The following is a 21,745-nucleotide window of genomic DNA, read 5'->3' as shown; positions in this document are numbered from 1 at the left end:
CTAGTGCTGGATTCCTCTTTGGCGGGGTAGGTGTAGTCATGAGGGGTGCTGATTCGGGCTGCTCGGGGGCGAGTTGCTGTGCCGAAGTTGCTGTTGGCCCGTCCGGCTTCGGACGAGGCGGAGGAGATCAAGGTCCGCAGGCTGGCCGGGGCGAGGCACGCGCCGGCCGATTGGATCCTGCGGGCGAGGATCATCGCGCTGAGCTGGGATGGCCTGCGCGTTCCGGTGATCGCGGCCCGGCTGGGCTGCCATCACAAGACGGTCCGCAAGTGGTTGTGCCGGTTCAACGCTCAGGGCCTGGACGGGCTCGGGGACCGGCCCGGGTGCGGGCGCAAGCGCCGGATCACCGAGGACGAACGATCCCGCATCATCGCGTTGGTCAAGCTGGCCCCGCCCGGACGGCTGGAGGTCCAGCCGTCTAACGAGCTGTGGGCGGCCGACGTGACCGGGCCGGAGGAGTGGACCCTGGACGCCCTGGCCGCCACCGCCCAGGCCGAGGGCATTCAGGTGGGACGGTCCCAGGTCCGGCGGATCCTGCTGGCCGAGGGCGTGCGCTGGCGCCGTACCCGCACTTGGACCACCAGCCGTGACCCGGAGTTCGCCCCAAAAGGACGAGGATCGTCGGCCTCTACACCGACCCGCCATCGGACGCCACGGTGATCTGCGCGGACGAACTCGGGCCGGTCATCCCGCGCGCCTTTGCGCCCGCGCCCGGCTGGTCACCGGACGGGCACCGGATCAAGGCGGAGCTCGACTACAGCCGCGGTCCGGAGAAGACCTGGGTCTACGGAGGGCTGCGGGTGCGCGACGGCATCGAGATCACCACGACCGCTTCCTCCCGCAATAGCGTCAACTACCAGCAGTTCCTCCACAAGGTCGAGGACGCCAACCCGGCTGGGCCGATCTGGATCGTGACCGACAACCTGTCTTCTCACAACAGCAAGTCCACCCTCGAGTGGCTCGAGGATCACCCGAGGATCTTCCACGCGTTCATCCCGGTGGGGGCCTGCTGGCTCAACCTCCAGGAAGGCTGGTGGCGCATCTTCCGCAAGGCCGCGCTGGCAGGACGCTCCTTCTGCGGCCCTGACGACATCGCCGAGGTCACCGCCGTGGCAACCGCCCAGCTCAACGCCCGCGCCAAACCCTGGATCTGGGGCCGACCACCCCCACCCACCCGCACCCTCCGGCGCCGTTTTGAGTACCGCCTTTGAGGAATCCAGCACTAGTTCTCCGCCCCGGGTCTCGTCCTGGATGCTCGCGCCCCTGAAGGGGCGAGCACCTCATCCGGGACACTGAAACCATGCGCCGCCGACTGATCAACTCCACGCTCGCCGTAGTCCTGGTCGTGATCGCCGTCTTCGGGGTCTCCCTCGTCATCGTGGAGACCCGGACCATCACGAACAGCGCCCAGGAACGCGTGGAGTCGGAGGCCGTCCGCCTCGCCTCCATCGTCGACAGCAGACTGCTCAGCGACGAGCAGATCACCGGCGACATCCTCAGGGACCAGGTCGCGGGGGAGCGGTACGCGGAGATCGACATGCCCGGCCGCGACCCCATCGAGATCGGTACGAAACCGGACGGCGAGGTCATCAAGTACACCGCCGACGGGGAACAGGGCGAGAAGGTCACCGTCGAGGAGCCCCGCTCCGAGGTGACCCGCGAGGTCGGCCGCACCCTGCTGCTCATCGCCGGGGTGGCGCTGCTCGCGATCGTCGCCGCCGTGCTGCTCGCCGTACGGCAGGCCAACCGCCTCGCGTCGCCGCTCACCGACCTGGCCTCCACCGCGGAGCGCCTCGGCTCCGGCGATCCGCGCCCCCGCCACAAGCGCTACGGCGTCCCCGAGCTGGACCGGGTCGCCGACGTACTGGACGGCTCCGCCGAGCGCATCGCCCGCATGCTGACGGCCGAACGACGCCTCGCCGCCGACGCCTCGCACCAGCTGCGCACGCCCCTCACGGCGCTCTCCATGCGCCTGGAGGAGATCACGATGACCGAGGACCTGAGCGAGGTGAAGGAGGAGGCGACGATCGCGCTCACGCAGGTCGAGCGGCTCACCGACGTCGTGGAGCGACTGCTGACCAACGCCCGCGACCCGCGCACCGGCTCCGCCGTCACCTTCGACCTCGACGAGGTGATCAAGCAGCAGCTGGAGGAGTGGCGCCCGGCCTACCGCAGCGCGGGCCGCGCCATCGTCTCCTCCGGCAAGCGCCACCTCACGGCGGTCGGCACGCCCGGCGCGGTCGCCCAGGTCCTCGCGGCACTGATCGAGAACTCGCTGATGCACGGCGGCGGCACCGTCGCCCTGCGCACCCGCGTCACCGGCAACCAGGCCGTCATCGAGGTCACGGACGAGGGCGCGGGCGTCCCCCCGGAGCTGGGCTCGCGGATCTTCGAGCGCACGATCAGCGGCCGGAACTCGACGGGCATCGGCCTCGCGGTCGCCCGGGATCTGGCCGAGGCCGACGGCGGCCGCCTCGAAATGCTCCAGGCGAGCCCGCCGGTCTTCGGCCTGTTCCTGTCGCGTACGCCGCTGAAGAAGGCGTCGGACGACGTGGCGGGTCCGGAGCAGACGATCAGGTAGCCGAGCCCGGCCTACTTGACCCGCTGGACGGCGGGAGGGGAGGCGGGAGCGGGGGAAGGCGCGGTCGCGGAGTCGTCGAGGAACGATTCCGCGCTGGCCACGGCCTCGCGGGCGGGCAGGGCGCGGAACACCCAGGTCCGGTACGACCAGAAGCGGAACAGCGTCGCGATCCCCATGCCGAGGAACTTGAAGATGTTGCTCTGCAGCGGGCTGTCCCAGCCGAAGCCGTACGTCGCCGCGTACAGGACCCCGTTCTCGATGACGAGCCCGACGACGCTGAACAGCAGGAACAGCGTGAGTTCCTTGGCGCGGCCGCTCTTGTCGCGGTCACGGTAGGTGAAGTAGCGGAACCCGATGTAGTTGAAGACGATGGCGACGACCGTCGCGATCACACTGGCCCGCACCACCTGGAGGTCGGTGCCGTGCCGCATCAGGTTGAAGACCGCGAAGTTCACGAGGACGCCCAGGGCGCCGACGACGCCGAACTTGGCGACCTCACGGGCCAGGGCCGCGAACCGCAGCCGCAGTGCGCCAGGACCCCCGGAACCGCTCGCCCGTCGGTCGGTGGTCACGCTCATATCGTCGCCTCAACCCCCGTCGATCCCCGTTTGTCCGGTCACGCGACCCCGCAGGGCCGACCCAGCCATGCTAACCACGGGCCCGCTCACTCGCCTGTGGGCGGCGCGAAAGGTCTCCTCCAGTGCTTTCCTACAAGCCGAGGGCCGTGTGGGAACCGGTCAAATGGCCGATACCCTGGAGAGGTGACGTTCCCGGTAGTCGGCATGGTCGGCGGCGGCCAGCTCGCTCGTATGACACACGAGGCAGGCATCCCGCTCGGCATCAGATTCAAGCTCCTCAGTGACACCCCGCAGGATTCCGCGGCGCAGGTCGTCGGCGATGTCGTGGTCGGCGACTATCGCGACCTGGACACGCTGCGTGCCTTCGCGCGGGGCTGTGACGTGATCACCTTCGACCACGAACACGTACCCACCGAGCACCTGCGGGCCCTGGAGGCGGACGGCATCCCCGTCCGGCCGGGGCCCGACGCGCTGCTGTACGCCCAGGACAAGGGCGAGATGCGCGCGAAGCTCAGCGGTCTCGGCGTGCCGTGCCCGCGCCACCGCATCGTGGCCGACGCGGCCGACGTGGTGGCCTTCGCCGCGGAGGGCTCCTGCGACGGCGACGGCTTCCCGGTCATCCTCAAGACCGTGCGCGGCGGCTACGACGGCAAGGGCGTGTGGTTCGTGCGCTCCGCGGCCGAGGCCGCCGACCCGTTCAAGGCGGGCGTGCCGGTCCTCGCGGAGGAGAAGGTCGACTTCGTACGGGAGCTGGCGGCCAATGTGGTCCGCTCCCCGCACGGCCAGGCGGTCGCGTACCCCGTCGTCGAGTCCCAGCAGGTCGACGGCGTCTGCGACACGGTGATCGCGCCGGCCCCCGAACTCGACGAGGCCCTGGCGGGCGAGGCGCAGGAACTCGCGCTGCGCATCGCCCAGGAGCTCGGTGTCGTGGGCCACCTCGCGGTCGAGCTCTTCGAGACCCGCGACGGACGCATTCTGGTCAACGAACTGGCGATGCGACCGCACAACTCCGGCCACTGGACGATGGACGGGGCGATCACGTCCCAGTTCGCGAACCACGTGCGCGCCGTCCTCGACCTGCCGCTCGGCGACCCGCGCCCGCGCGCGCCGTGGACGGTCATGTGCAATGTCCTCGGCGGCGACTACCCGGACATGTACAGCGCGTACCTGCACTGCATGGCCCGCGACCCGCAGCTGAAGATCCACATGTACGGCAAGGACGTGAAGCCCGGTCGCAAGGTCGGCCACGTCAACACCTACGGCGACGACCTGGACGACGTACTGGACCGCGCTCGTCACGCCGCCGGATACCTGAAGGGGACGATTACCGAATGAGCCCGGTGGTGGGAATCGTCATGGGGTCGGACTCCGACTGGCCCGTCATGGAGGCCGCGGCGAAGGCCCTCGACGAGTTCGAGATCCCGTACGAGGTCGACGTCGTCTCCGCGCACCGCATGCCGCACGAGATGATCTCCTACGGCGAGCACGCCGCCGAGCGCGGCCTGAAAGCCATCATCGCGGGCGCCGGCGGCGCCGCGCATCTGCCCGGAATGCTCGCGTCGGTGACGCCGCTTCCGGTCATCGGTGTCCCCGTCCCGCTCAAGTACCTCGACGGCATGGACTCGCTGCTGTCGATCGTGCAGATGCCGGCCGGCGTCCCGGTCGCCACGGTCTCCGTCGGCGGCGCGCGCAACGCGGGGCTGCTCGCCGCGCGCATCCTCGCCGCGCACGACGAGGAACTCCTCGGCCGCATGAAGGAGTTCCAGCAGGACCTGAACGACCAGGCCACCGAGAAGGGCAAGCGGCTGCGCGCCAAGGTCGAGGGCGCCGGGGCCGGTTTCGGCTTCGGAAAGTGAGCGCGGTAGCCGTATGAGTACGTCTGTGGAGCGGGCCCGTGAGCTGCTCGCCGAGTTCCCCGTCGTCGACGGGCACAACGACCTGCCGTGGGCGCTGCGCAACCAGGTCACGTACGACCTCGACGCACGCGACATCGCCGCCGACCAGAGCGCGCACCTGCACACCGACCTGGCCCGGCTCAGGTCCGGTGGCGTCGGCGCGCAGTTCTGGTCGGTGTACGTCCGTACGGATCTGACGGGCGACGCGGCGGTCAGCGCCACGCTCGAACAGATCGACTGCGTCGACCAGTTGACCGCGCGGTACGCGGGCGACCTGCGGGCCGCGCTGACGGCCGCGGACATGGAGGCGGCGCGGCGGGAAGGGCGCATCGCGTCCCTGAAGGGTGCCGAGGGCGGGCACTCGATCAACAACTCCCTCGCCACGCTGCGGGCGTTGTACGCGCTCGGCGTGCGCTACATGACCCTCACCCACAACGACAACATCGCGTGGGCGGACTCGGCGACGGACGAGCCCGGGGTCGGCGGCCTGTCGGCCTTCGGCCGCGAGGTGGTCCGGGAGATGAACCGCGAGGGCATGCTCGTCGACCTGTCGCACGTCGCCGCGACGACGATGCGGGCGGCGCTGGACGTCACCGAAGCGCCGGTGATCTTCTCGCACTCGTCCTCGCGCGCGGTCTGCGACCACCCGCGCAACATCCCCGACGACGTGCTGGAGCGCCTGCCCGGCAACGGGGGAGTGGCGATGGCGACCTTCGTCCCGAAGTTCGTCCTCCAGGCGGCGGTCGACTGGACGGCGGCCGCCGACGAGAACCTGCGCGCGCACGGCTTCCACCACCTCGACACGTCCCCCGACGCGATGAAGCTGCACCGTGCCTTCGAGGACGCGCACCCGCGCCCGATCGCGACCGTCTCGACGGTCGCCGACCACCTCGACCACATGCGCGAGGTCGCGGGCGTCGACCACATCGGCATCGGCGGCGACTACGACGGCACGGCGTTCACCCCGGACGGCCTGGGCGACGTCTCCGGCTACCCGAACCTGATCGCCGAGCTGATCGACCGCGGCTGGTCGAACGACGACCTGACGAAGCTGACGTGGCGCAACGCGGTGCGGGTGCTGGGTGCGGCGGAGGACGTCGCCCGGGACCTCCGGCCCCGACGGGGCCCGTCGAACGCGACCTTGGAACAACTGGACACCTGAACCGTCTCGGTCTGCGCCCGCCGCCTCGGGCCGGCGCCGCAGCCTCGGGCGGTCACTACAGCGCCGTTCGCGGGTGATCGCCCGGTGGGGGCCGGTCGCGCAGTTCCCCGCGCCCCTGACGGGGCACTTCAGCGTGCCCCGTTCGGCCCAGCCCACCAAGCCCCGCGCTGCTGTACATGTCACGGTGGTCCGAACGCCGCCCCACCGGTCTCCGGAGCCCTGCCATGGCAGACGTACAGGACGAAGTCGAAGTCACCGCCCCCGCAGAGGCGGGCGAGCTCGGACTCCCACCCACACCCGAACCCGCCCCTGCTCCCGACCCGCACACGCTGCTCGCCCGGCACCCCGTGGCCGACGGCTACTGCGGACTGCCGGAAACCCTGCGCACCCTGCCCTGGTACGACCTCGAACTGGGCGAGAGCTCCGTCGAGACCGACCTGCCGCGACTGCGCGCGGGCGGCACCGGCGCCCTGCTGTGGGCCCTCGACCCCGGCGCCGACCGTCCCGTCACCGCGACCCTGGAACAGATCGACCTGGTCAACAACGTCGTCGCCCGCTACCCGGACGGCCTGCGCCTGGCCCGCTCCGCGTCCGAGACCGCCGACGCCCGCGCGCACGGCCGCATCGCCGTCGTCGTCGGCCCGGCCCCGGCCGTCGCCACCGGCGACTCCCTCGGCACGCTGCGCGCCCTGCACGCCCTCGGCCTGCGCGCGCTCACCCTGTCCGGCACCGGCTGGACGGAGTGCGAGGAGGGCCTGACCCGGTTCGGCGAAGAGGTCGTGCGGGAGATGAACCGGCTCGGCATGCTCGTCGACCTCACCGGCGCCACCCCGGCGACCGCCACCCGCGTCCTCGGTGTGTCCAAGGCCCCCGTGCTGCTCACCCGCGCCGGCGCCCGTGCCCTCAACGGCCACCCGGACAACGTCCCCGACGACCTGCTCGCCGACCTCGGCGCCAACAAGGGCCTGTGCCTGGTGCCCTGTTCGGTGGCCAGGACCGGCCCCGCGCTGCGCGACGTCGCCGACCACCTCGACCACGTACGCCGCGTCGCGGGCCCCGCCTCGGTCGGGCTCTCCGGGATGTACGACACCGGGGACGCGCACCCCGAGGGCCTGGGCGACGCCTCGGGCTACCCGGCGCTGATCGCGGAACTCCTCGACCGCGGCTGGCCCGAGCCGGACCTCGCGCTGCTCACCTGGGGCAACGTCCAACGAGTGCTGCGCGCCGCCGAGTTCACGTCCCGGGCGGCGCGCCGCCGCAGGGGCCCTTCGACGGCGACGCCCTAGACGCCCTCGTCGACGCAGAGGCAGAAGGGATGGCCCACCGGGTCCGCGTAGACACGCCAGGCGCGGGTCCGGTCCTCGTTGTCGAGGACCGTGGCGCCGAGCGTCAGCACCTGCTTCTCCCCGGCGTCCAGGTCGTCGACGGTCACGTCGAGGTGGAACTGCTGCGCCCCGTGCGGCGAGGGCCAGGGCGGCGGTACGTACCCCGGGGCCTCCTGGAAGGCGAGCGGATGCCCGCCCGGCACTTCCAGGTCGATCCAGTCGTCCTCGTCGGGGTTCCGGGTGGGCGTGCCGCCGAGCAGCGCCGCGTAGAACTCCGCGAGCGCACGCGGATCGGGACAGTCCAGGACGACGGCGCGCAACCGTGCGACGGCCATGACTCCTCCAAGGGGCTTCCAAGGGCTACCTGCAGACAGACTCGCAGGGAACGCCGGTGCCCTCGGAGGCGCTACGCCGAGGGCCGGCCCATCGCCCGGAACGTCCACCCGGCCGCCCGCCACAGCGAAGCGTCCAGCGCGTTGCGCCCGTCCAGGATCACCCGGTCCGAGGCGACCGCGGCGAGCTCCGCCGGGTCCAGCTCGCGGAACTCCCGCCACTCGGTCAGGTGCAGCACGACATCCGCGCCGCGCACCGCGTCGAGCGCCGTCTCCGCGTACCCGAGGGTCGGGAAGAGCCGCCGGGCGTTGTCCATGCCCTTGGGGTCGTAGACCGTGACCTGGCCGCCCTGGAGGTGGATCTGCCCGGCGACGTTCAGCGCGGGCGAGTCCCGTACGTCGTCCGAGTCCGGCTTGAACGTGGCGCCGAGCACGGCCACCCGCTTGCCGAGGAAGGCACCGCCGCCGAGCGCCTCACGGGCCATCTCGACCATGGCGCCGCGCCGCCGCATGTTGATGGAGTCGATCTCGCGCAGGAAGGTCAGCGCCTGGTCGGCGCCGAGCTCGCCCGCGCGCGCCATGAACGCCCGGATGTCCTTGGGCAGGCAGCCGCCGCCGAAGCCGATCCCGGCGCGCAGGAACTTGCGCCCGATCCGCTCGTCGTGGCCGATGGCCTCGGCGAGCTTCGCGACGTCGCCGCCCGCGGCCTCGCACACCTCGGCCATGGCGTTGATGAAGGAGATCTTGGTGGCCAGGAACGAGTTCGCCGCGGTCTTCACCAGCTCGGCGGTCGGGAAGTCGGTCACCACGAACGGCGTGCCCTCCGACAGCGGCGTCGCGTACACGTCGCGCAGCAGCTTCTCGGCCCGCTCGCTGCCGACACCGACCACGATCCGGTCCGGGTGCAGGGTGTCGTTCACGGCGAGGCCCTCGCGCAGGAACTCCGGGTTCCACGCCAGCTCCGCGCCCTCGGGCAGCAGCTCGGCGAGGCGCGCGGCCGAGCCGACCGGCACGGTCGACTTGCCGACGACCAGGGAGCCCGCCTTCAGGTGCGGTGCGAGGGAGGCGAACGCGGCGTCCACGTAGCTCATGTCGCACGCGTACTCGCCGTGCTTCTGCGGCGTGTTCACACACACGAAGTGCACGTCCCCGAAGTCGCCGGCCTCGGCGAAGTCCATCGTGAAGCGCAGCCGCCCGCTGGCCCCCTCGATCCCGGCGACGTGCTTGCGCAGCAGCTCCTCCAGACCGGGCTCGTACATGGGGACCTCGCCCCGTGTGAGCATCTCGATCTTCTCGGGCACCACGTCAAGGCCGAGCACCTCGAAGCCGAGCTCGGCCATGGCCGCGGCGTGCGTGGCGCCGAGGTAGCCGGTGCCGATCACGGTGATCTTGGGGGCCATACGGTGCTCCAGAGGTCTGGGGACTTTCGTGCGATGCACGAGCATAGTCGCGCGTGGTTGACGTGCTCACCGGGCACATTCCCGCTGTCGTATAGCTCACGTATCCGCCTCGTGGGCAGGCACCTAAAATTCGGGTTACTTAACGGTAATTAGCATCGCTTGGAGCGTGAGACCCGTGGCCGGATCGGCTGATTTCGACCTCTACCGCCCGTCCGAGGAGCACGACATGCTCCGCGACACGATCCGCGCGCTGGCCGAGGCGAAGATCGCCCCGTACGCGGCCGCCGTCGACGAGGAGGCCCGCTTCCCGCAGGAGGCCCTCGACGCGCTCGTCGCGGCCGACCTCGCGGCCGTGCACGTACCGGAGGAGTACGGCGGCGCCGGCGCCGACGCGCTCGCCACGGTCATCGTGATCGAGGAGGTGGCCCGCGCCTGCGTCTCCTCCTCCCTGATCCCGGCGGTGAACAAGCTGGGTTCCCTGCCCGTCATCCTCTCCGGCTCGGAGGAGCTGAAGAAGAAGTACCTGGGCCCGCTGGCCAAGGGCGACGCGATGTTCTCGTACTGCCTGAGCGAGCCGGACGCCGGTTCGGACGCGGCGGGCATGAAGACCCGTGCGGTCCGCGACGGCGACGACTGGGTGCTGAACGGCGTGAAGCGCTGGATCACCAACGCCGGCGTCTCCGAGTACTACACGGTCATGGCGGTCACCGACCCCGAGAAGCGCTCGAAGGGCATCTCCGCCTTCGTCGTCGAGAAGTCGGACGAGGGTGTCTCCTTCGGCGCCCCGGAGAAGAAGCTCGGCATCAAGGGCTCGCCGACCCGCGAGGTCTACCTCGACAACGTTCGCATCCCCGCCGACCGCATGATCGGCGCCGAGGGCACCGGCTTCGCCACGGCGATGAAGACCCTCGACCACACCCGCATCACGATCGCCGCGCAGGCGCTCGGTGTCGCGCAGGGCGCCCTCGACTACGCCAAGGGCTACGTCCAGGAGCGCAAGCAGTTCGGCAAGCCGATCGCCGACTTCCAGGGCATCCAGTTCATGCTCGCCGACATGGCCATGAAGATCGAGGCCGCCCGCGCCCTGACGTACCAGGCCGCGGCGAAGTCCGAGCGCGGCGACAAGGACCTCACCTTCCAGGGCGCGGCCGCCAAGTGCTTCGCCTCGGACGTCGCGATGGAGGTCACCACGGACGCCGTCCAGCTGCTCGGCGGCTACGGCTACACCCGTGACTACCCGGTGGAGCGCATGATGCGCGACGCCAAGATCACGCAGATCTACGAGGGCACGAACCAGGTCCAGCGCATCGTCATGGCGCGCAACCTGCCGTAGCCGTCCACCGGCCGACAACGCAAGGGCGCCCGGAGAACCGGGCGCCCTTGCGCCGTGTACGGGCCCTCAGTCCTCCAGCCGGACCGGCATCAGCATCGAAAAGGTGCCCTCGTCGTCGGGCCGGCGGATCGTGAGCGGCGCCGTGGCGGCGCCGAGCTCCAGGACCAGCCGGTCCCGGGCCCCGGCGGCCAGCGCGTCCAGCAGGAACCCGCGGTTGACGGCGACCCGGTCCGGGTCCGCGTCGCCGTCGGCGCAGAGGGTCACCGCGCCGCCGTCCGCCACACGCAGCACGCTGAGGTCGGGCGCCCCGCCCTCCCCGGCACGGACGGGGCCGGTCTCCAGGGCCTCGCGCAGGGCCGCCACCTCGACGACGGTGCGGCGCGTCGCCGCCCGGGGGAGGAGGCGGCGGTAGTCGGGGAAGTCGTGGTCGAGGCACTGCCCGGCCACCTGCCGGCCCCCGGCCTCCAGCGTCACGCGGTCCCCGTCGAGGGAGAGCCGCACGGGTCCCTCGCCGTCCAGGAGCGCCCGCATCGCGTCGGCGAGCGGGGTGGGCACGATGGCCCGCACCCGGTCCCCGTCGTGCCCGGTGACGGCGGCCCGCGCGATCGCCATGCGGTACCGGTCGGTGCTCACGACGTGGAGGCCCTCGCCCTCGACGTCGCACAGGATCCCGCCGAGCATCGGCAGTTCCGGATCGGTGCTCACCGCGAAACGGACCGCGTCCAGAGCGGCCGCCAGCTCGGGCGCGGCGACGGACAGGTGGGCGGTGGCGGTGCGGAGCGAGGTCATGCCGTTCTCCCTGAGATCGAGTCGGGACCGGAGCGCGGAGAACTCTTCGCGGGCATCGGCCAGCCCCTGTTCGAGGCGGCGCAGGTGCGCCGTGAGCAGCTTGCGGACCAGATCGCCGTCCGCGCCCGACCAGCCGGCGAGGACCAGCCGGATGTCCGCGAGCGGCATCCCGGCCCGGCGCAGCCGGGCCAGCAGCCGGGCCTCCTCCAGTTGCGCGGGTTCGTACCAGCGGTATCCGCTCACCGGATCCACCCAGGCCGGGACCAGCACACCGGCACGGTCGTAGAACCGCAGGGCGCTCACGCCCAGGCCGCTGTCGCGGGCCATCTCGCCGATGCTGCGCATGTCGTTCTCCACACCCGGGACTCTGGGCCCTGCACAAGGTCGAGGGTCAACCCGGCTCTCCCCGTACGCCGACGGGCCCCGCCGGGCGAACCGGCGGGGCCCATCGACCTACGGAATCAGGAAGGGGACCGAGCTCAGCTGCTCGTCACCGTCACCTTCTCGTCGTTGTTGAACTGCTCGACGAGCTGCTTCACCTTCGTCTTGTCCCAGAGCAGGTTGCCGCCGACGCTGCCGGCCGTCGGCATGTTCATCGACTTGCCGTCACCGCCGGAGACCGACTTCATCGCCAGGAACATCGAGCCCAGGTCCCACAGGCTCATGTCCTTGTCGACGACGAGCGAGTCCAGGCCCGCGCCCAGCGTCGGGTAGAGCTTGAACGGGTTCATGACGGTGGTCGGGGACGCCACCTTGTGGGCGAGCGCGGCCAGGAACGCCTGCTGGTTCTTGGTGCGCTGCAGGTCGGACGTGGCGAAGGCGTGCCGGGTGCGGACGAAGGCGAGGGCCTGCTGGCCGTCCAGGGTCTGCTTGCCGGCCTTGAAGTCGGCGCCGGACCACTTGTCCTTGAAGCCCTGCTTCAGGTTCATCTCGACGCCGCCGACCGCGTCCACGATGCTCGCGAAGCCGCCGAAGCCGATCTCCGCGTAGTGGTCGATGTGCAGGCCGGTGTTGGCCTCGACGGTGCGCACCAGCAGTTCGGGGCCGTCCTCCGCGTACGCGGCGTTCAGCTTCACCTGGCGGCCGGTGCCCTGGTAGGTCTTGCCGGACTCGGCGCCCTTGAAGGTCGGGATCGTGACGTTCGAGTCGCGGGGCAGGGAGACGAGCGTGTCCCCGTTGTCCCCCACGTGCAGGAGCATCATCGTGTCCGTGCGCTTGCCCTCGGCGGAGCCCGTGTGCAGCTCCTTCTTCTCCGCGGCGGACATGCCCTCACGGCTGTCGGTGCCGACGATCAGGTAGTTCGTGCCGTCGCCCGCCTCGGGCCGGTCGATCACCTTGGACAGGTCGACGTCGCGGTGCAGCTTGGAGTCGGCCCAGAAGTACGTGGCGACACTGGTGACCACGAGCACGGTGACCAGCGTGATCGCCGTCCACTTGATGCGCTTGCGCCAGTTCGGGGTGCGCGCGGGGCGCCCGCTCGGCGGCCCGAAGTCGTCACCGCCGCCGTTGCCGCCGGCGCGGCCGTGCTGGCCGTAGACCTGCCCGGTGTTGTAGCCGCTGTCGTACCCCTGCTGCCGCGACGGCTCCTGGCGGTGCAGGTCGTCGTACCCGTCGTCGTACGAGGGCTGCTGCTGCGGCACCGGCCGCTGCACGTGCGGCATCACCCGGGCGCCCTCGGGGCGCGCGCTCGCGCTGCCACGGCCGTAACCGCCGCGGCCGCCGCCGCGCTGCCTGTCGCTCCGCCCGTCGGGCCAATCGCTCATTGGAACAGTGTGCAGTGAGCGGCTGTGTGCCCCACAAGGGCGTGTGAGGAATCGGACCGGGGCTGTTGCAGAGCTGACACAAACGCGACCGCTTCTGATCGCGGGCCATACTGTTGAACCATGACCGATCACGCCATACCGCCCGAGGACGCCCGGGACACGCTCCAGGGCAAGCCGATCTCGGCGTCCCGCACGACCCTGAGCCACATCATGACGGCGGCCGAGACGAACCTGCTCGGGACCGTGCACGGCGGCGTGATCATGAAGCTGGTCGACGATGTCGCGGGCGCGGTCGCCGGGCGCCACTCGGGCGGCCCCGCGGTCACCGCCTCCATGGACGAGATGGTGTTCATGGAGCCGGTCCGCGTCGGCGACCTCGTGCACGTCCGCGCGCAGTGCAACTGGACGGGCCGTACGTCGATGGAGATCGGCGTCCGCGTCCTGGCCGAGCGCTGGAACGAGTCGACGCCCCCGACCCGCGTCGGCTCCGCCTACCTGGTCTTCGCCGCGGTCGACGCGGACGGCAAGCCGCGCCCGGTCCCCCCGGTGGAGCTGGAGACGGAGAAGGACCGCCGTCGCAACCAGGAGGCCCAGATCCGGCGCCAGCACCGCCTCGCGCGGCGCCGCGCGATCAAGGAGCTGCGGGAGCAGCGCATCGCCGAGGGCCTGAACGACGACCTGTAGCCGGACGCGGTCCCCGCGCCGCCGTCAGGGGCAGACGACCTGGTCCCCGGTGATCGCCCCGAACTCGCCCTGGTACGCGTCCTCGGCCCGCACGGCCCGTACGCCCTTGTAGTCGGCCCCGGCCAGCACCTTCAGTACGGCGCCCTGCCCCTTGACGGCCTGCATCCGGGCCCCGGGAAGCGCGGTGGCCAGCGACTTCGCGGACCGGTCCCAGCGCGGGTCGTACAGCACGGTGGTCCGCTTCACGGAGCGGTCGGCCGCGTTCACCGGCGCCCCGGTGGTCCGGAACCCGGTCCCCTTCAGTGCCGCGTCGGCCTTCTTGCCGAGCCCCGCCGTCATCGTCGCGTTCTCGACCTGCACCCGGATCTGCTGCGGCGAGACGTCGACGACGGTCGCCTTCTTCTTCGCCCGGTGCGGGGCCAGCGGCTTGTCGTCGCGCAGCGCCTGGAAGAGCTTCCCGGACTTCTCCTCGTCCCACTTCACGGTGGAGCCGATGCCCTTGACCGGGTAGCTGATGTTGCCGATCGGCACGGTCGTGAACTCCGAGGACGACGGCGAGAAGTTCCGCATCGCGCGGGCCAGGTCGACCATCTCGTCGGTGCCGAAGCCCTTGTCGGCGCGGACCGACTTCAGCAGCGTACGGGCGACGTCACGGAAGCGGACCGGGTTGAGCAGCACCCCGGACGACGTCGTCTCCGCGATCATCGAGGCCAGGAAGCGCTGCTGGCGCTGCATCCGGCCGAGGTCCCCCGCGCCGTCCGTGTGCCGCGCCCGCACGTACTGCAGGGCCTGGCCGCCGTCCAGCTTGTGGGTGCCGATGCCCAGGTCGAGACCGGTGTACGAGTCCTTGAGCGGGCGGGTGGTGCACACCTCGACGCCGCCCAGCTCGTCGACCGTCTTCATGAAGCTGGTGAAGTCGACCTCCAGGTAGTGGTCGATCTTCACGTGCGTCATGTGCTCGACGGTGCGCACGGTGAGCTGCGGGCCGCCCTCCGCGTACGCCGCGTTGATCTTCACGGGGTGCGAGCGGTGCTCGTCGCCGCTGTTCATGTCCGTGTGCGGCGGCATCTCGGCGTAGGAGTCACGGGGGAGCGAGACGACGGAGGCGCGCTCGTGGTCGTCCGAGATGTGCACGATCATGATCGTGTCCGTGCAGTGGCAGGGGGCGCCGCCGAGCTTGTACTTCCGCCGCTCCTCCTCGGTGATCCTGTCGCGGCCGTCGGTGCCGACGAGCAGCAGGTTCATCCCGTGCCCGGCCGCCGGGCGGTTCTTCATGTCCTTGAACGGGTCGATGCGCTCGATCCCGGTGTCCAGACCGGTGACCAGGGCGTGCCCGATCCCGGCGGCGGCCAGGACGGTCACGGAGAACGTGGTCGCCACCCGCATCGCCCACCGGGGCTTCTTCCTGCGCGGCGGCTCGGCCGGTCGGCGGCCCTGCCCGGGCCGCGGGGGACGCTGCGGACGGGCGGGGGAGCGGGGCGGCGTGGGCACGGGGGAGCACCTCCGAGAAGGTGGGCGTGGGACAGGCCCTGGCACCGTAGGCCGGTACGATCTGCTGCCCGCGGTAGCGACCCGGCCGCCGCGCGCCCGTGTCCCCCATTAGCGGTAACGTGAGCGCCGATGAACGCCAACGCCAATACCGCCCAGCCGCTTCCGGCCGTATCCGTGATCATGCCGATCCTCAACGAGGAGCGGCACCTGCGCGAGGCCGTCGAGGCGATCCTGGCGCAGGAGTACGACGGCGAGATGGAGGTCGTGCTCGCCCTCGGTCCGTCCGCCGACCGTACCGACGAGATCGCCGCGCAGCTCGTCGCGGAGCACCCCAGCGTGCACACGGTGCCGAACCCGACCGGTCGTACGCCCGCCGCCCTGAACGCCGCGATCAAGGCCTCCCGCCACCCGGTCGTGGTCCGCGTCGACGGCCACGCCGCGCTCTCGGCCGGCTACATCGCCACCGCCGTCCGCCTCCTGGAGGAGACCGGCGCGATGAACGTCGGCGGCATCATGCACGCCGAGGGCACCAACGCCTGGGAGCAGGCCGTCGCCGCCGCGATGACCTCGAAGATCGGCGTGGGCAACGCGGTCTTCCACACGGGCGGCGAGGCGCAGCGCGCCGACACCGTCTACCTCGGCGTCTTCCGGCGCGAGGCGCTGGAGCAACAGGGCGGCTACAACGAGGAGTTCATCCGCGCCCAGGACTGGGAGCTGAACTTCCGGATCCGTGAGGCCGGCGGCCTCATCTGGTTCTCGCCCGAGCTGAAGGTCTCGTACCGCCCGCGGCCCTCCGTGAAGGCGCTCGCCAAGCAGTACAAGGACTACGGGCGTTGGCGCCACGTCGTCGCCCGCTACCACTCGGGCTCCATCAACCTGCGCTACCTCGCCCCGCCGGCCGCGGTCTGCGCGATCGCCGCGGGCATCGTGGTGGGTGCGGCGCTCACCCCGTGGGGCTTCGTGGTCCCCGGCGGCTATCTCGCGGCGATCGTGGCGGGCTCCCTCCCGGCGGGCAAGGGGCTGCCGCTCAAGGCGCGCGCCCAGATCCCCGTCGCCCTCGCCACCATGCACATGACGTGGGGCTGGGGCTTCCTCACCAGCCCCAAGGCCCTCGCGAAGAAGGTCATCGCGTCGCGCAGGCCCGCGGTACTGGCCGCCGGCTGACGGACGACCGACAGCGAGGGCGCGGGAGTCGGCCTCCCGTGCCCTCGCTGTTTCCGCTACCGGGGCCGCGCTACCAGGTGTAGCCGTCCTGGACGTGCATGCACTTGGCCTCCGCGCCGTTCTGCGTCTGGTTCTTGTCCAGCGCCTTGTCCGCGTCGTCGTCGCCCGCGGACTTCGGATAGGCGGTGCCCGTCGTCCAGTCGGCGCCCACGGTCAGCGTCACCGCGGACACGTCCGTCGTCTTCTTCACCGAACTCAGCGGAATCCCGAGGGACTTGGCGACCGCCTGGGCATCGCCCTCCAGGTCGTCGGACGGGAAGCGGATCACGGTCCTGTCCTCGGCGGTGGACGGCGACTGGTCCGCGACCGCCCGCGCGAAGCCCTTGCCGATGAGTACCTGCCGCACCTGCGAGGCCCGACCGGGGACCGCGACCGTCGTCGCCGTACGCGTGCCGTTGCGCACCTGCACCGCGATCTTGTCGTCGGCCGCGGCCGGATCGTCGGAGACCTTGGTCGTCGACTTCTTCTTGCTCTTGCCGTCCAGCGCGACGTCGTCGCGGAGTGCGCGCCAGAGGGTATCGGCCGCGGGTGTCTGCTCGACGCGCGCGCCCACGTACCGGAACGGCATGGTCGTCATCGTGATCCGGTCCGGCTCGGGCTTCTTCAGCTCGTTGCTGAGGTCGTACAGCTTCTTGATGGTGTTCAGGCCGTCGTCGGGTTTGAGTGCGTCCGTCGCCTTCTCGGCGAGCATGCGCAGCTTGTTCGGGTGGGTGAACGTCGCGTTCTTGCGCAGCTGGCGCACCATCGAGCTCATGTACATGTGCTGCCCCTTGGAGCGGGCGATGTCGGTGCCGTCCTCGAAGCCGTGCCGGGTCCGCAACCACTGCAGGGCCTGCTCGCCCTGGACGGACGTCGTGCCCTTCTTCAGCTTCAGGTCGGTGCCCTCGCCGGAACCGCCCCGCCGCCCGATGAAATTGGCGTCGACACAGACCGGTACGCCGCCGACCGCGTCCGCCATCTCCACCACACCCGCGAAGTCGACCATGAGGAAGTGGTCGATGTGGATGCCGGTGATCTCCTCCCAGGTGGCGACCGTGCAGCCGGGGCCGCCGCGGCCCAGCGAGGAGTTCACCATCTCCCGGCCGACCGACGCCTCGTACACCTTGCCGCTGTCCGGGTCGGTGCACTTGGGCAGCTTGACGAGGTTGTCGCGCGGCATGCTCACCACCGACATGTTGGTGCGGTCGGCCGACAGGTGCAGCAGCATCTGCACGTCGGCCAGCGGGGCCGCGCCCACGCTCGCCTTGTGCCCGCCGAGGCGCAGATTCTCCTTGCTGTTACGGTCGTCGGAGCCGATCAGCAGGATGTTCAGCGGGGTCTGCCCGGCCGCGTTCGGCGTGGGCTTCGCGGCCTTGTGCTCGCCGATGTTGAGATCGGCCGTCTTGATGTTGCCGTTCAGGTGTCGATACCAGAGGTAGCCGGCGCCGGCCGTGCCGAGCACCAGGACCGCGAGCACGCCCGCGGTCCAGCGAAGTATTCGAAACCCTCTCCGTTTGCCGCGGGCCCCTTTGCGCCGGTGGCCATGTGGCCTGTCGTCGGCAGGGCCGTCGTCGGGACCGTGCCTGTCCCCGGGGTGCTCGTGGACGGACTCGTCCCACCCCGGTTGACCGGCTCGCGCCGTCGGCCTGCTCCGGCCGTCCGGCCGTGAACGCTCCCCGCGCACACCGCTTCGCCCCATGTCCCGCCCGCCCTCCCCGCCCCTGTGCCTACACCTCGGCCGCCCTCTGTCTCTTACTCAGACAGTCGAAGGGCGGCCGGGGTTGGTCACGTGGCGCACACAGTCTTGTCAGCTGTTTGTTTCACGACGTCCGGCGCCTTTGCCGAAGAGCCGTCGATGGGTGTCCCCGCACCCTGGAAGTCCTTGCCGAGGACGAGGATCATCGCCGGCAGGCCCTGGTCGTTCTTCTCGCTCTTGCCCGGCTTCAGCGCGGAGGCCGGCAGCCCCATGATGTCGGCGAGCCGCCGCGCCTGGTCGGCCTGGTCGGGCGAGTACTCCAGTGTCGTCTTCGCCTGCGTCGGCTTGTTGCCCAGCTGGCTGGACTTGAGGACGCCCTCGCTGTTCTGCAGCCAGGTCAGCGTCTCCTGCGCCGCGCCCGTCTTCTCGCTGCCGTTGTAGAGGTCGACGCGCACCTCGGACGCGTCCGCCTTCGTGCCCTTCAGCTTCGCGGACTCGGCGGCCTTCTTCTTTTTCTTCGTCTCCGTCAGCGAGACGTCGTTCTTGATCGCGTTGAAGACCCCGGGCGCCTGGGAGTCGTTGAGGACGACGGTGGCGTGCACCTTCTCCGTCGGGTTGTCGACGACCGGCGTGGTGACGAACGAGATGTTCTTCGTCGGGACCTTCTTCAACTCCAGGGCGACGTCCTTGAGTTTGTTGAGTGTCCCTATGCCCTGGTCGACCGTGAGCGCCTTGGTCGCGGCCTCGGCGAGCCTGGTCAGCTTGTACGGGTTCGTGATGGTGTCGCCCGAGCTCATCTTGCGGGCGAGGGATCCCAGGAACTGCTGCTGCACCTTGATCCGGTCCAGGTCTCCCTGGTTGCCGAAGCTGTGCCGGGTGCGCAGGAAGCCGAGGGCCTGCTCGCCCTCCAGGTTGTGGGTGCCCTTGGAGAGCTTGAGGTGCGAGTCCGGGTCGTCGATGTCCTTGCCGACGCAGACGTTCACGCCGCCGACCGCGCTGGTCAGCGTCTTCACCGCGTTGAAGTCGGCCATCATGAAGTGGTCCGGGGTGATGCCCGTGACCGCCTTGACCGTCTTCATGGTGCAGCCCGCGTCGCGACCGTCCTGCCCGAGGCTGGTGTTGAAGCGGACCTGGCTGGTGCCGGGAATGATCTGTTTGTCGGCGCCCGTGCAGTCCGGGACGTCCACGATGAGGTCGCGCGGGATGCTCAGCGCGGTCGCGTTCGTCCGGTCCTTGGAGACGTGCAGCAGGATGTTGGTGTCGGCGTGGCCGACGCTGCCCTTGTCTCCGTAGCCCTCGTTGCCCTTGCCGGTGCGCTTGTCCGTACCGATGACGAGGATGTTGAACGCTTCGTCCTTGCTGAAGCTGTTCTTCGCCTCGGGAGTGTCGGTGACGGTGATGTTCCCGTTCAGGTGCTGGTAGTAGAAGTAGCCGCCGGCCGCGGCGGCGAGGACCACGAAGGCCAGGCTGCCGGTCGACCAGAGCACGATCTTCTTGCCCTTCGACTTCTTCTTCGGCTTCGAGCGCCGCCGGCCGGAAGCCGGGGCCTGTGCCTGCGGCTCACGTCGCCTGCGCTGAGCGGGGACGTCCTGCCGGCGTCCCCGAGAAGCGCTGCGCCGGGGACCCGGCACCGCCGACTGCTCACCGGAAGGAGCCAGTCTCAGTTCGTAATCGCCAGTCTGGGGATTGAGCACCCACTGGTCTGCGGGATCGACGTTGTTGTCAGCCCGCCCACGGCCTTGCGCGTCCACGGTTTTCTGCGTCCTCCGTCGGGGCCACGCGGCGCCCCACCCCCCTCAAAGCGGGCGCCCGGTCAAGTCGGTAAGCAGTGCGCGACCTCGCCGACGAAGAATCGAAGCATGGCCGGGTGCACCGGATCGCTCACACTATCCGCCCAGTTCAGCGTCAAGCGACGGCGGTGACAAATTCCACTCCCCTACAACTGGGCAATCCGGACCATTTCTTGAAACCTGTGTGCCGCCTGATGACTTCTCCTTTACCCGCAGGCGTCCTGGGCGGCTGTGTTGCCGCGGAAAGTAGGGGCGGGAGAGGGCGTCGAGGACGAGGAGGAGGACGGGGAGGCCGTGGGGGAGGGGGCGCGATCGCCGGGCTTGCCGTCGCTGTGCGCGCCGTTGCCGGACCCGCCGTCGCCGGCCCTGCCGCCGGACGTGTGCGGCCCGCTGCGCTCGGGTCCCTCGTACCCCTCGTCGTAGGAGTCGTCGTAGTCGTCCTCGTACGCGTCTTCGTCTCCACCCTCGTACGAGTAGTCGTCCTCGTAGGAAGTGCCCTCGCCCGACATTCCGGACTCGTCCTGACCTCCGTCCTCCTGCTCGCTCTCGGCCCGCACCTCGGCCGGGGTCCCCTCCGAGACCACCACCGGAGCGTCGGTGCGGATCCGGGCGAACAGCCGGTCGGCGGCGGGCTGGACGAGCTGGTCGCGGTTGGCGTTGTAGATGTACGACTGCCGCGGCACGGTCAGGAACTGGATCCGCTCGGCCGGGATGTTGCGCATCCCGCGCACGAGGTCGTAGAGCCCGCGCAGGCTGGCCAGGTCCGGGTCGGTGGTCAGGGAGGAGGTGGCGGCGTCGAGCACCGGGTACAGCTTCGCCGGGTTCAGCAGGACGTCGCTGCTCTGCATCTTCGTGGCGAGGGCGCCGAGGAAGCGCTGCTGGCGGTCCATCCGGTCGGTGTCGCTGCCGTTGCCGAGGGTCTTGCGGGCGCGTACGTAGCCGAGGGCCTGCTCACCGTCGAGGACGTGGCGCCCGGCCGGCAGCTTCAGATGGGCGTCGGCGTCGTCGATCGGCTTGTCCAGGCACACCTCGACGCCGTCGACGGCGTCGACCATGTTCTTGAACCCCTGGAAGTCCACGACCATGTGGTGGTCGATCCGAACTCCCGTCATCTTCTCGACCGTTCGGATCGTGCAGGCCGAACCGCCCACCTCGAAGGCGTAGTTGAACATCGCGAACATGGGCTCGGTCCGCGCCCCGTCCTGCTTGCGGCAGGCCGGCACGTCGGTCATCAGGTCGCGCGGGAAGGAGACGGCGGTGGCGCTCTTCCGGTCCGCGGCCACGTGCAGCAGGATCGTCGTGTCGGAGCGCTGGGTGCCGTCGTTGTGCCCGTACTTCCCGTTCTCGCCGGCCCGTGAGTCGGACCCGACGAGCAGCAGGTTCTGCGCCCCCTCGACCAGGACGGTGGGCCGTTCCTTCTCGTAGCGGGCGAGTTCGTCGGCGGCGGCCTGGTCCGAGGTGATGTTCCCGTCGAGCTTCTCGTACGCGATCCAGCCCGCCCCGCCCGCCGCGAGCACCAGGAACGCCACGCCGATCGCCGTGTTCCGCAGCCACCTCCGCCGTCTGCGGATCCGCCCGGCGCCGGTGGGGGACGATCCGGCGCCCGGTCCGGGCGGCGGCGTGACGGCAGGTTCGGACACGTGTGACTCCCCCTCGGCGACGTAGAAAGCACGGCAAACACAGAACGCGTCTCTACGACCATGGACCCGTCGGCGGCGACGGG

Annotated in this window: 18 protein-coding genes and 1 pseudogene; 10 read left to right on the top strand and 9 right to left on the bottom strand. The window is 70.5% G+C overall.

The features are described 5' to 3' along the window. Positions 1–78 precede the first annotated feature (78 nt). From B072_RS0129655 to B072_RS0129645, 3 genes are all read left to right on the top strand, one after another. Positions 79–660 (top strand): helix-turn-helix domain-containing protein, encoded by a 582-nt coding sequence (locus tag B072_RS0129655; RefSeq protein ID WP_018529728.1) that lies wholly within the window; start codon positions 79–81, stop codon positions 658–660. After that, a complete protein-coding gene (locus B072_RS0129650) occupies positions 657–1,211 on the top strand; it encodes a transposase (protein WP_018529727.1) in 555 nt (184 codons plus the stop codon). The genes B072_RS0129655 and B072_RS0129650 overlap by 4 nt, the downstream gene beginning before the upstream one ends. A gap of 89 nt (positions 1,212–1,300) precedes the next feature. After that, on the top strand, positions 1,301–2,581 hold the full coding sequence (locus tag B072_RS0129645; protein WP_018533594.1) for an ATP-binding protein: 1,281 nt from the start codon (positions 1,301–1,303) through the stop codon (positions 2,579–2,581). A gap of 11 nt (positions 2,582–2,592) precedes the next feature. On the opposite strand, the gene B072_RS0129640 is transcribed toward B072_RS0129645, so the two are convergent. Continuing rightward, on the bottom strand, positions 2,593–3,159 hold the full coding sequence (locus B072_RS0129640) for a GtrA family protein (RefSeq protein ID WP_018533593.1): 567 nt from the start codon (positions 3,157–3,159) through the stop codon (positions 2,593–2,595). Positions 3,160–3,342: 183 nt separating this feature from the next. On the opposite strand from B072_RS0129640, the gene B072_RS0129635 reads away from it, so the two are divergent. From B072_RS0129635 to B072_RS0129620, 4 genes are all read left to right on the top strand, one after another. Next, entirely contained in the window at positions 3,343–4,494 is a 1,152-nt protein-coding gene (locus B072_RS0129635) for a 5-(carboxyamino)imidazole ribonucleotide synthase (protein WP_026246435.1), read from the top strand. Then, positions 4,491–5,015 (top strand): 5-(carboxyamino)imidazole ribonucleotide mutase, encoded by a 525-nt coding sequence (purE, locus tag B072_RS0129630; RefSeq protein WP_026246434.1) that lies wholly within the window; start codon positions 4,491–4,493, stop codon positions 5,013–5,015. The genes B072_RS0129635 and purE overlap by 4 nt, the downstream gene beginning before the upstream one ends. 13 nt (positions 5,016–5,028) lie before the next feature. After that, positions 5,029–6,216: a dipeptidase gene (locus tag B072_RS0129625; protein ID WP_043244968.1), complete on the top strand. Its 1,188-nt coding sequence runs from the start codon at positions 5,029–5,031 to the stop codon at positions 6,214–6,216. 224 nt (positions 6,217–6,440) lie between these two features. Beyond that, positions 6,441–7,502 (top strand): dipeptidase, encoded by a 1,062-nt coding sequence (locus B072_RS0129620; RefSeq protein ID WP_018533589.1) that lies wholly within the window; start codon positions 6,441–6,443, stop codon positions 7,500–7,502. Here the strand turns inward: B072_RS0129620 and B072_RS0129615 are convergent. Continuing rightward, the gene (locus B072_RS0129615) at positions 7,499–7,876 is read right to left on the bottom strand and encodes a VOC family protein (RefSeq protein ID WP_018533588.1); all 378 of its coding nucleotides are present in this window, start codon (positions 7,874–7,876) and stop codon (positions 7,499–7,501) included. The two genes, B072_RS0129620 and B072_RS0129615, sit on opposite strands and share 4 nt — an antisense overlap. 71 nt (positions 7,877–7,947) lie before the next feature. Next, the gene (locus tag B072_RS0129610; RefSeq protein ID WP_018533587.1) at positions 7,948–9,273 is read right to left on the bottom strand and encodes a UDP-glucose dehydrogenase family protein; all 1,326 of its coding nucleotides are present in this window, start codon (positions 9,271–9,273) and stop codon (positions 7,948–7,950) included. Between the two features lie 175 nt (positions 9,274–9,448). On the opposite strand from B072_RS0129610, the gene B072_RS0129605 reads away from it, so the two are divergent. After that, positions 9,449–10,606: an acyl-CoA dehydrogenase family protein gene (locus B072_RS0129605; protein WP_018533586.1), complete on the top strand. Its 1,158-nt coding sequence runs from the start codon at positions 9,449–9,451 to the stop codon at positions 10,604–10,606. Between the two features lie 66 nt (positions 10,607–10,672). Here the strand turns inward: B072_RS0129605 and B072_RS0129600 are convergent, their stop codons facing one another. Together B072_RS0129600 and B072_RS0129595 are read right to left on the bottom strand one after the other, a co-directional pair. Beyond that, complete coding sequence (locus tag B072_RS0129600) at positions 10,673–11,740, bottom strand: MerR family transcriptional regulator (protein ID WP_043244967.1); 1,068 nt, start codon at positions 11,738–11,740, stop codon at positions 10,673–10,675. A gap of 134 nt (positions 11,741–11,874) precedes the next feature. Continuing rightward, positions 11,875–13,158 carry an LCP family protein gene (locus B072_RS0129595; RefSeq protein ID WP_026246433.1) on the bottom strand — a complete coding sequence of 428 codons (1,284 nt, stop codon included), beginning with the start codon at positions 13,156–13,158 and terminating at the stop codon, positions 11,875–11,877. A 120-nt stretch (positions 13,159–13,278) separates the two neighbouring features. Between B072_RS0129595 and B072_RS0129590 the strand changes: the two genes are divergently transcribed. Further along, complete coding sequence (locus B072_RS0129590; RefSeq protein ID WP_018533583.1) at positions 13,279–13,842, top strand: acyl-CoA thioesterase; 564 nt, start codon at positions 13,279–13,281, stop codon at positions 13,840–13,842. Positions 13,843–13,866: 24 nt separating this feature from the next. Here the strand turns inward: B072_RS0129590 and B072_RS0129585 are convergent, their stop codons facing one another. After that, complete coding sequence (locus tag B072_RS0129585; protein WP_018533582.1) at positions 13,867–15,228, bottom strand: LCP family protein; 1,362 nt, start codon at positions 15,226–15,228, stop codon at positions 13,867–13,869. 234 nt (positions 15,229–15,462) lie between these two features. Between B072_RS0129585 and B072_RS0129580 the strand changes: the two genes are divergently transcribed. Beyond that, positions 15,463–16,497 (top strand): glycosyltransferase family 2 protein, encoded by a 1,035-nt coding sequence (locus B072_RS0129580; RefSeq protein WP_018533581.1) that lies wholly within the window; start codon positions 15,463–15,465, stop codon positions 16,495–16,497. Positions 16,498–16,567: 70 nt separating this feature from the next. On the opposite strand, the gene B072_RS0129575 is transcribed toward B072_RS0129580, so the two are convergent. The 3 genes and pseudogenes from B072_RS0129575 to B072_RS0129565 form a co-directional block, all read right to left on the bottom strand. Next, complete coding sequence (locus B072_RS0129575) at positions 16,568–18,235, bottom strand: LCP family protein (protein ID WP_078506628.1); 1,668 nt, start codon at positions 18,233–18,235, stop codon at positions 16,568–16,570. A gap of 86 nt (positions 18,236–18,321) precedes the next feature. Then, positions 18,322–19,983, bottom strand: a complete 1,662-nt coding sequence (locus B072_RS0129570) for an LCP family protein (protein WP_026246432.1) — start codon at positions 19,981–19,983, stop codon at positions 18,322–18,324. A 590-nt stretch (positions 19,984–20,573) separates the two neighbouring features. After that, positions 20,574–21,662 (bottom strand): annotated as a pseudogene (locus tag B072_RS0129565) (LCP family protein); the annotation flags it as partial. Positions 21,663–21,745: the final 83 nt, after the last annotated feature.

The sequence above is a fragment of the Streptomyces sp. HmicA12 genome (assembly GCF_000373565.1).
Taxonomy (GTDB): domain Bacteria; phylum Actinomycetota; class Actinomycetes; order Streptomycetales; family Streptomycetaceae; genus Streptomyces.
This window is presented reverse-complemented; position numbering and strand designations above follow the sequence as displayed.

Coding starts and splice junctions, on each gene's coding strand:
- B072_RS0129645 (WP_018533594.1), top strand. CDS start 1,301: ATGCGCCGCCGACTGATCAACTCCACGCTCGCCGTAGTCCTGGTCGTG.
- B072_RS0129640 (WP_018533593.1), bottom strand. CDS start 3,159: ATGAGCGTGACCACCGACCGACGGGCGAGCGGTTCCGGGGGTCCTGGC.
- purE (WP_026246434.1), top strand. CDS start 4,491: ATGAGCCCGGTGGTGGGAATCGTCATGGGGTCGGACTCCGACTGGCCC.
- B072_RS0129625 (WP_043244968.1), top strand. CDS start 5,029: ATGAGTACGTCTGTGGAGCGGGCCCGTGAGCTGCTCGCCGAGTTCCCC.
- B072_RS0129620 (WP_018533589.1), top strand. CDS start 6,441: ATGGCAGACGTACAGGACGAAGTCGAAGTCACCGCCCCCGCAGAGGCG.
- B072_RS0129615 (WP_018533588.1), bottom strand. CDS start 7,876: ATGGCCGTCGCACGGTTGCGCGCCGTCGTCCTGGACTGTCCCGATCCG.
- B072_RS0129610 (WP_018533587.1), bottom strand. CDS start 9,273: ATGGCCCCCAAGATCACCGTGATCGGCACCGGCTACCTCGGCGCCACG.
- B072_RS0129600 (WP_043244967.1), bottom strand. CDS start 11,740: ATGCGCAGCATCGGCGAGATGGCCCGCGACAGCGGCCTGGGCGTGAGC.
- B072_RS0129595 (WP_026246433.1), bottom strand. CDS start 13,158: ATGAGCGATTGGCCCGACGGGCGGAGCGACAGGCAGCGCGGCGGCGGC.
- B072_RS0129590 (WP_018533583.1), top strand. CDS start 13,279: ATGACCGATCACGCCATACCGCCCGAGGACGCCCGGGACACGCTCCAG.
- B072_RS0129585 (WP_018533582.1), bottom strand. CDS start 15,228: ATGCGGGTGGCGACCACGTTCTCCGTGACCGTCCTGGCCGCCGCCGGG.
- B072_RS0129580 (WP_018533581.1), top strand. CDS start 15,463: ATGAACGCCAACGCCAATACCGCCCAGCCGCTTCCGGCCGTATCCGTG.
- B072_RS0129575 (WP_078506628.1), bottom strand. CDS start 18,235: ATGGGGCGAAGCGGTGTGCGCGGGGAGCGTTCACGGCCGGACGGCCGG.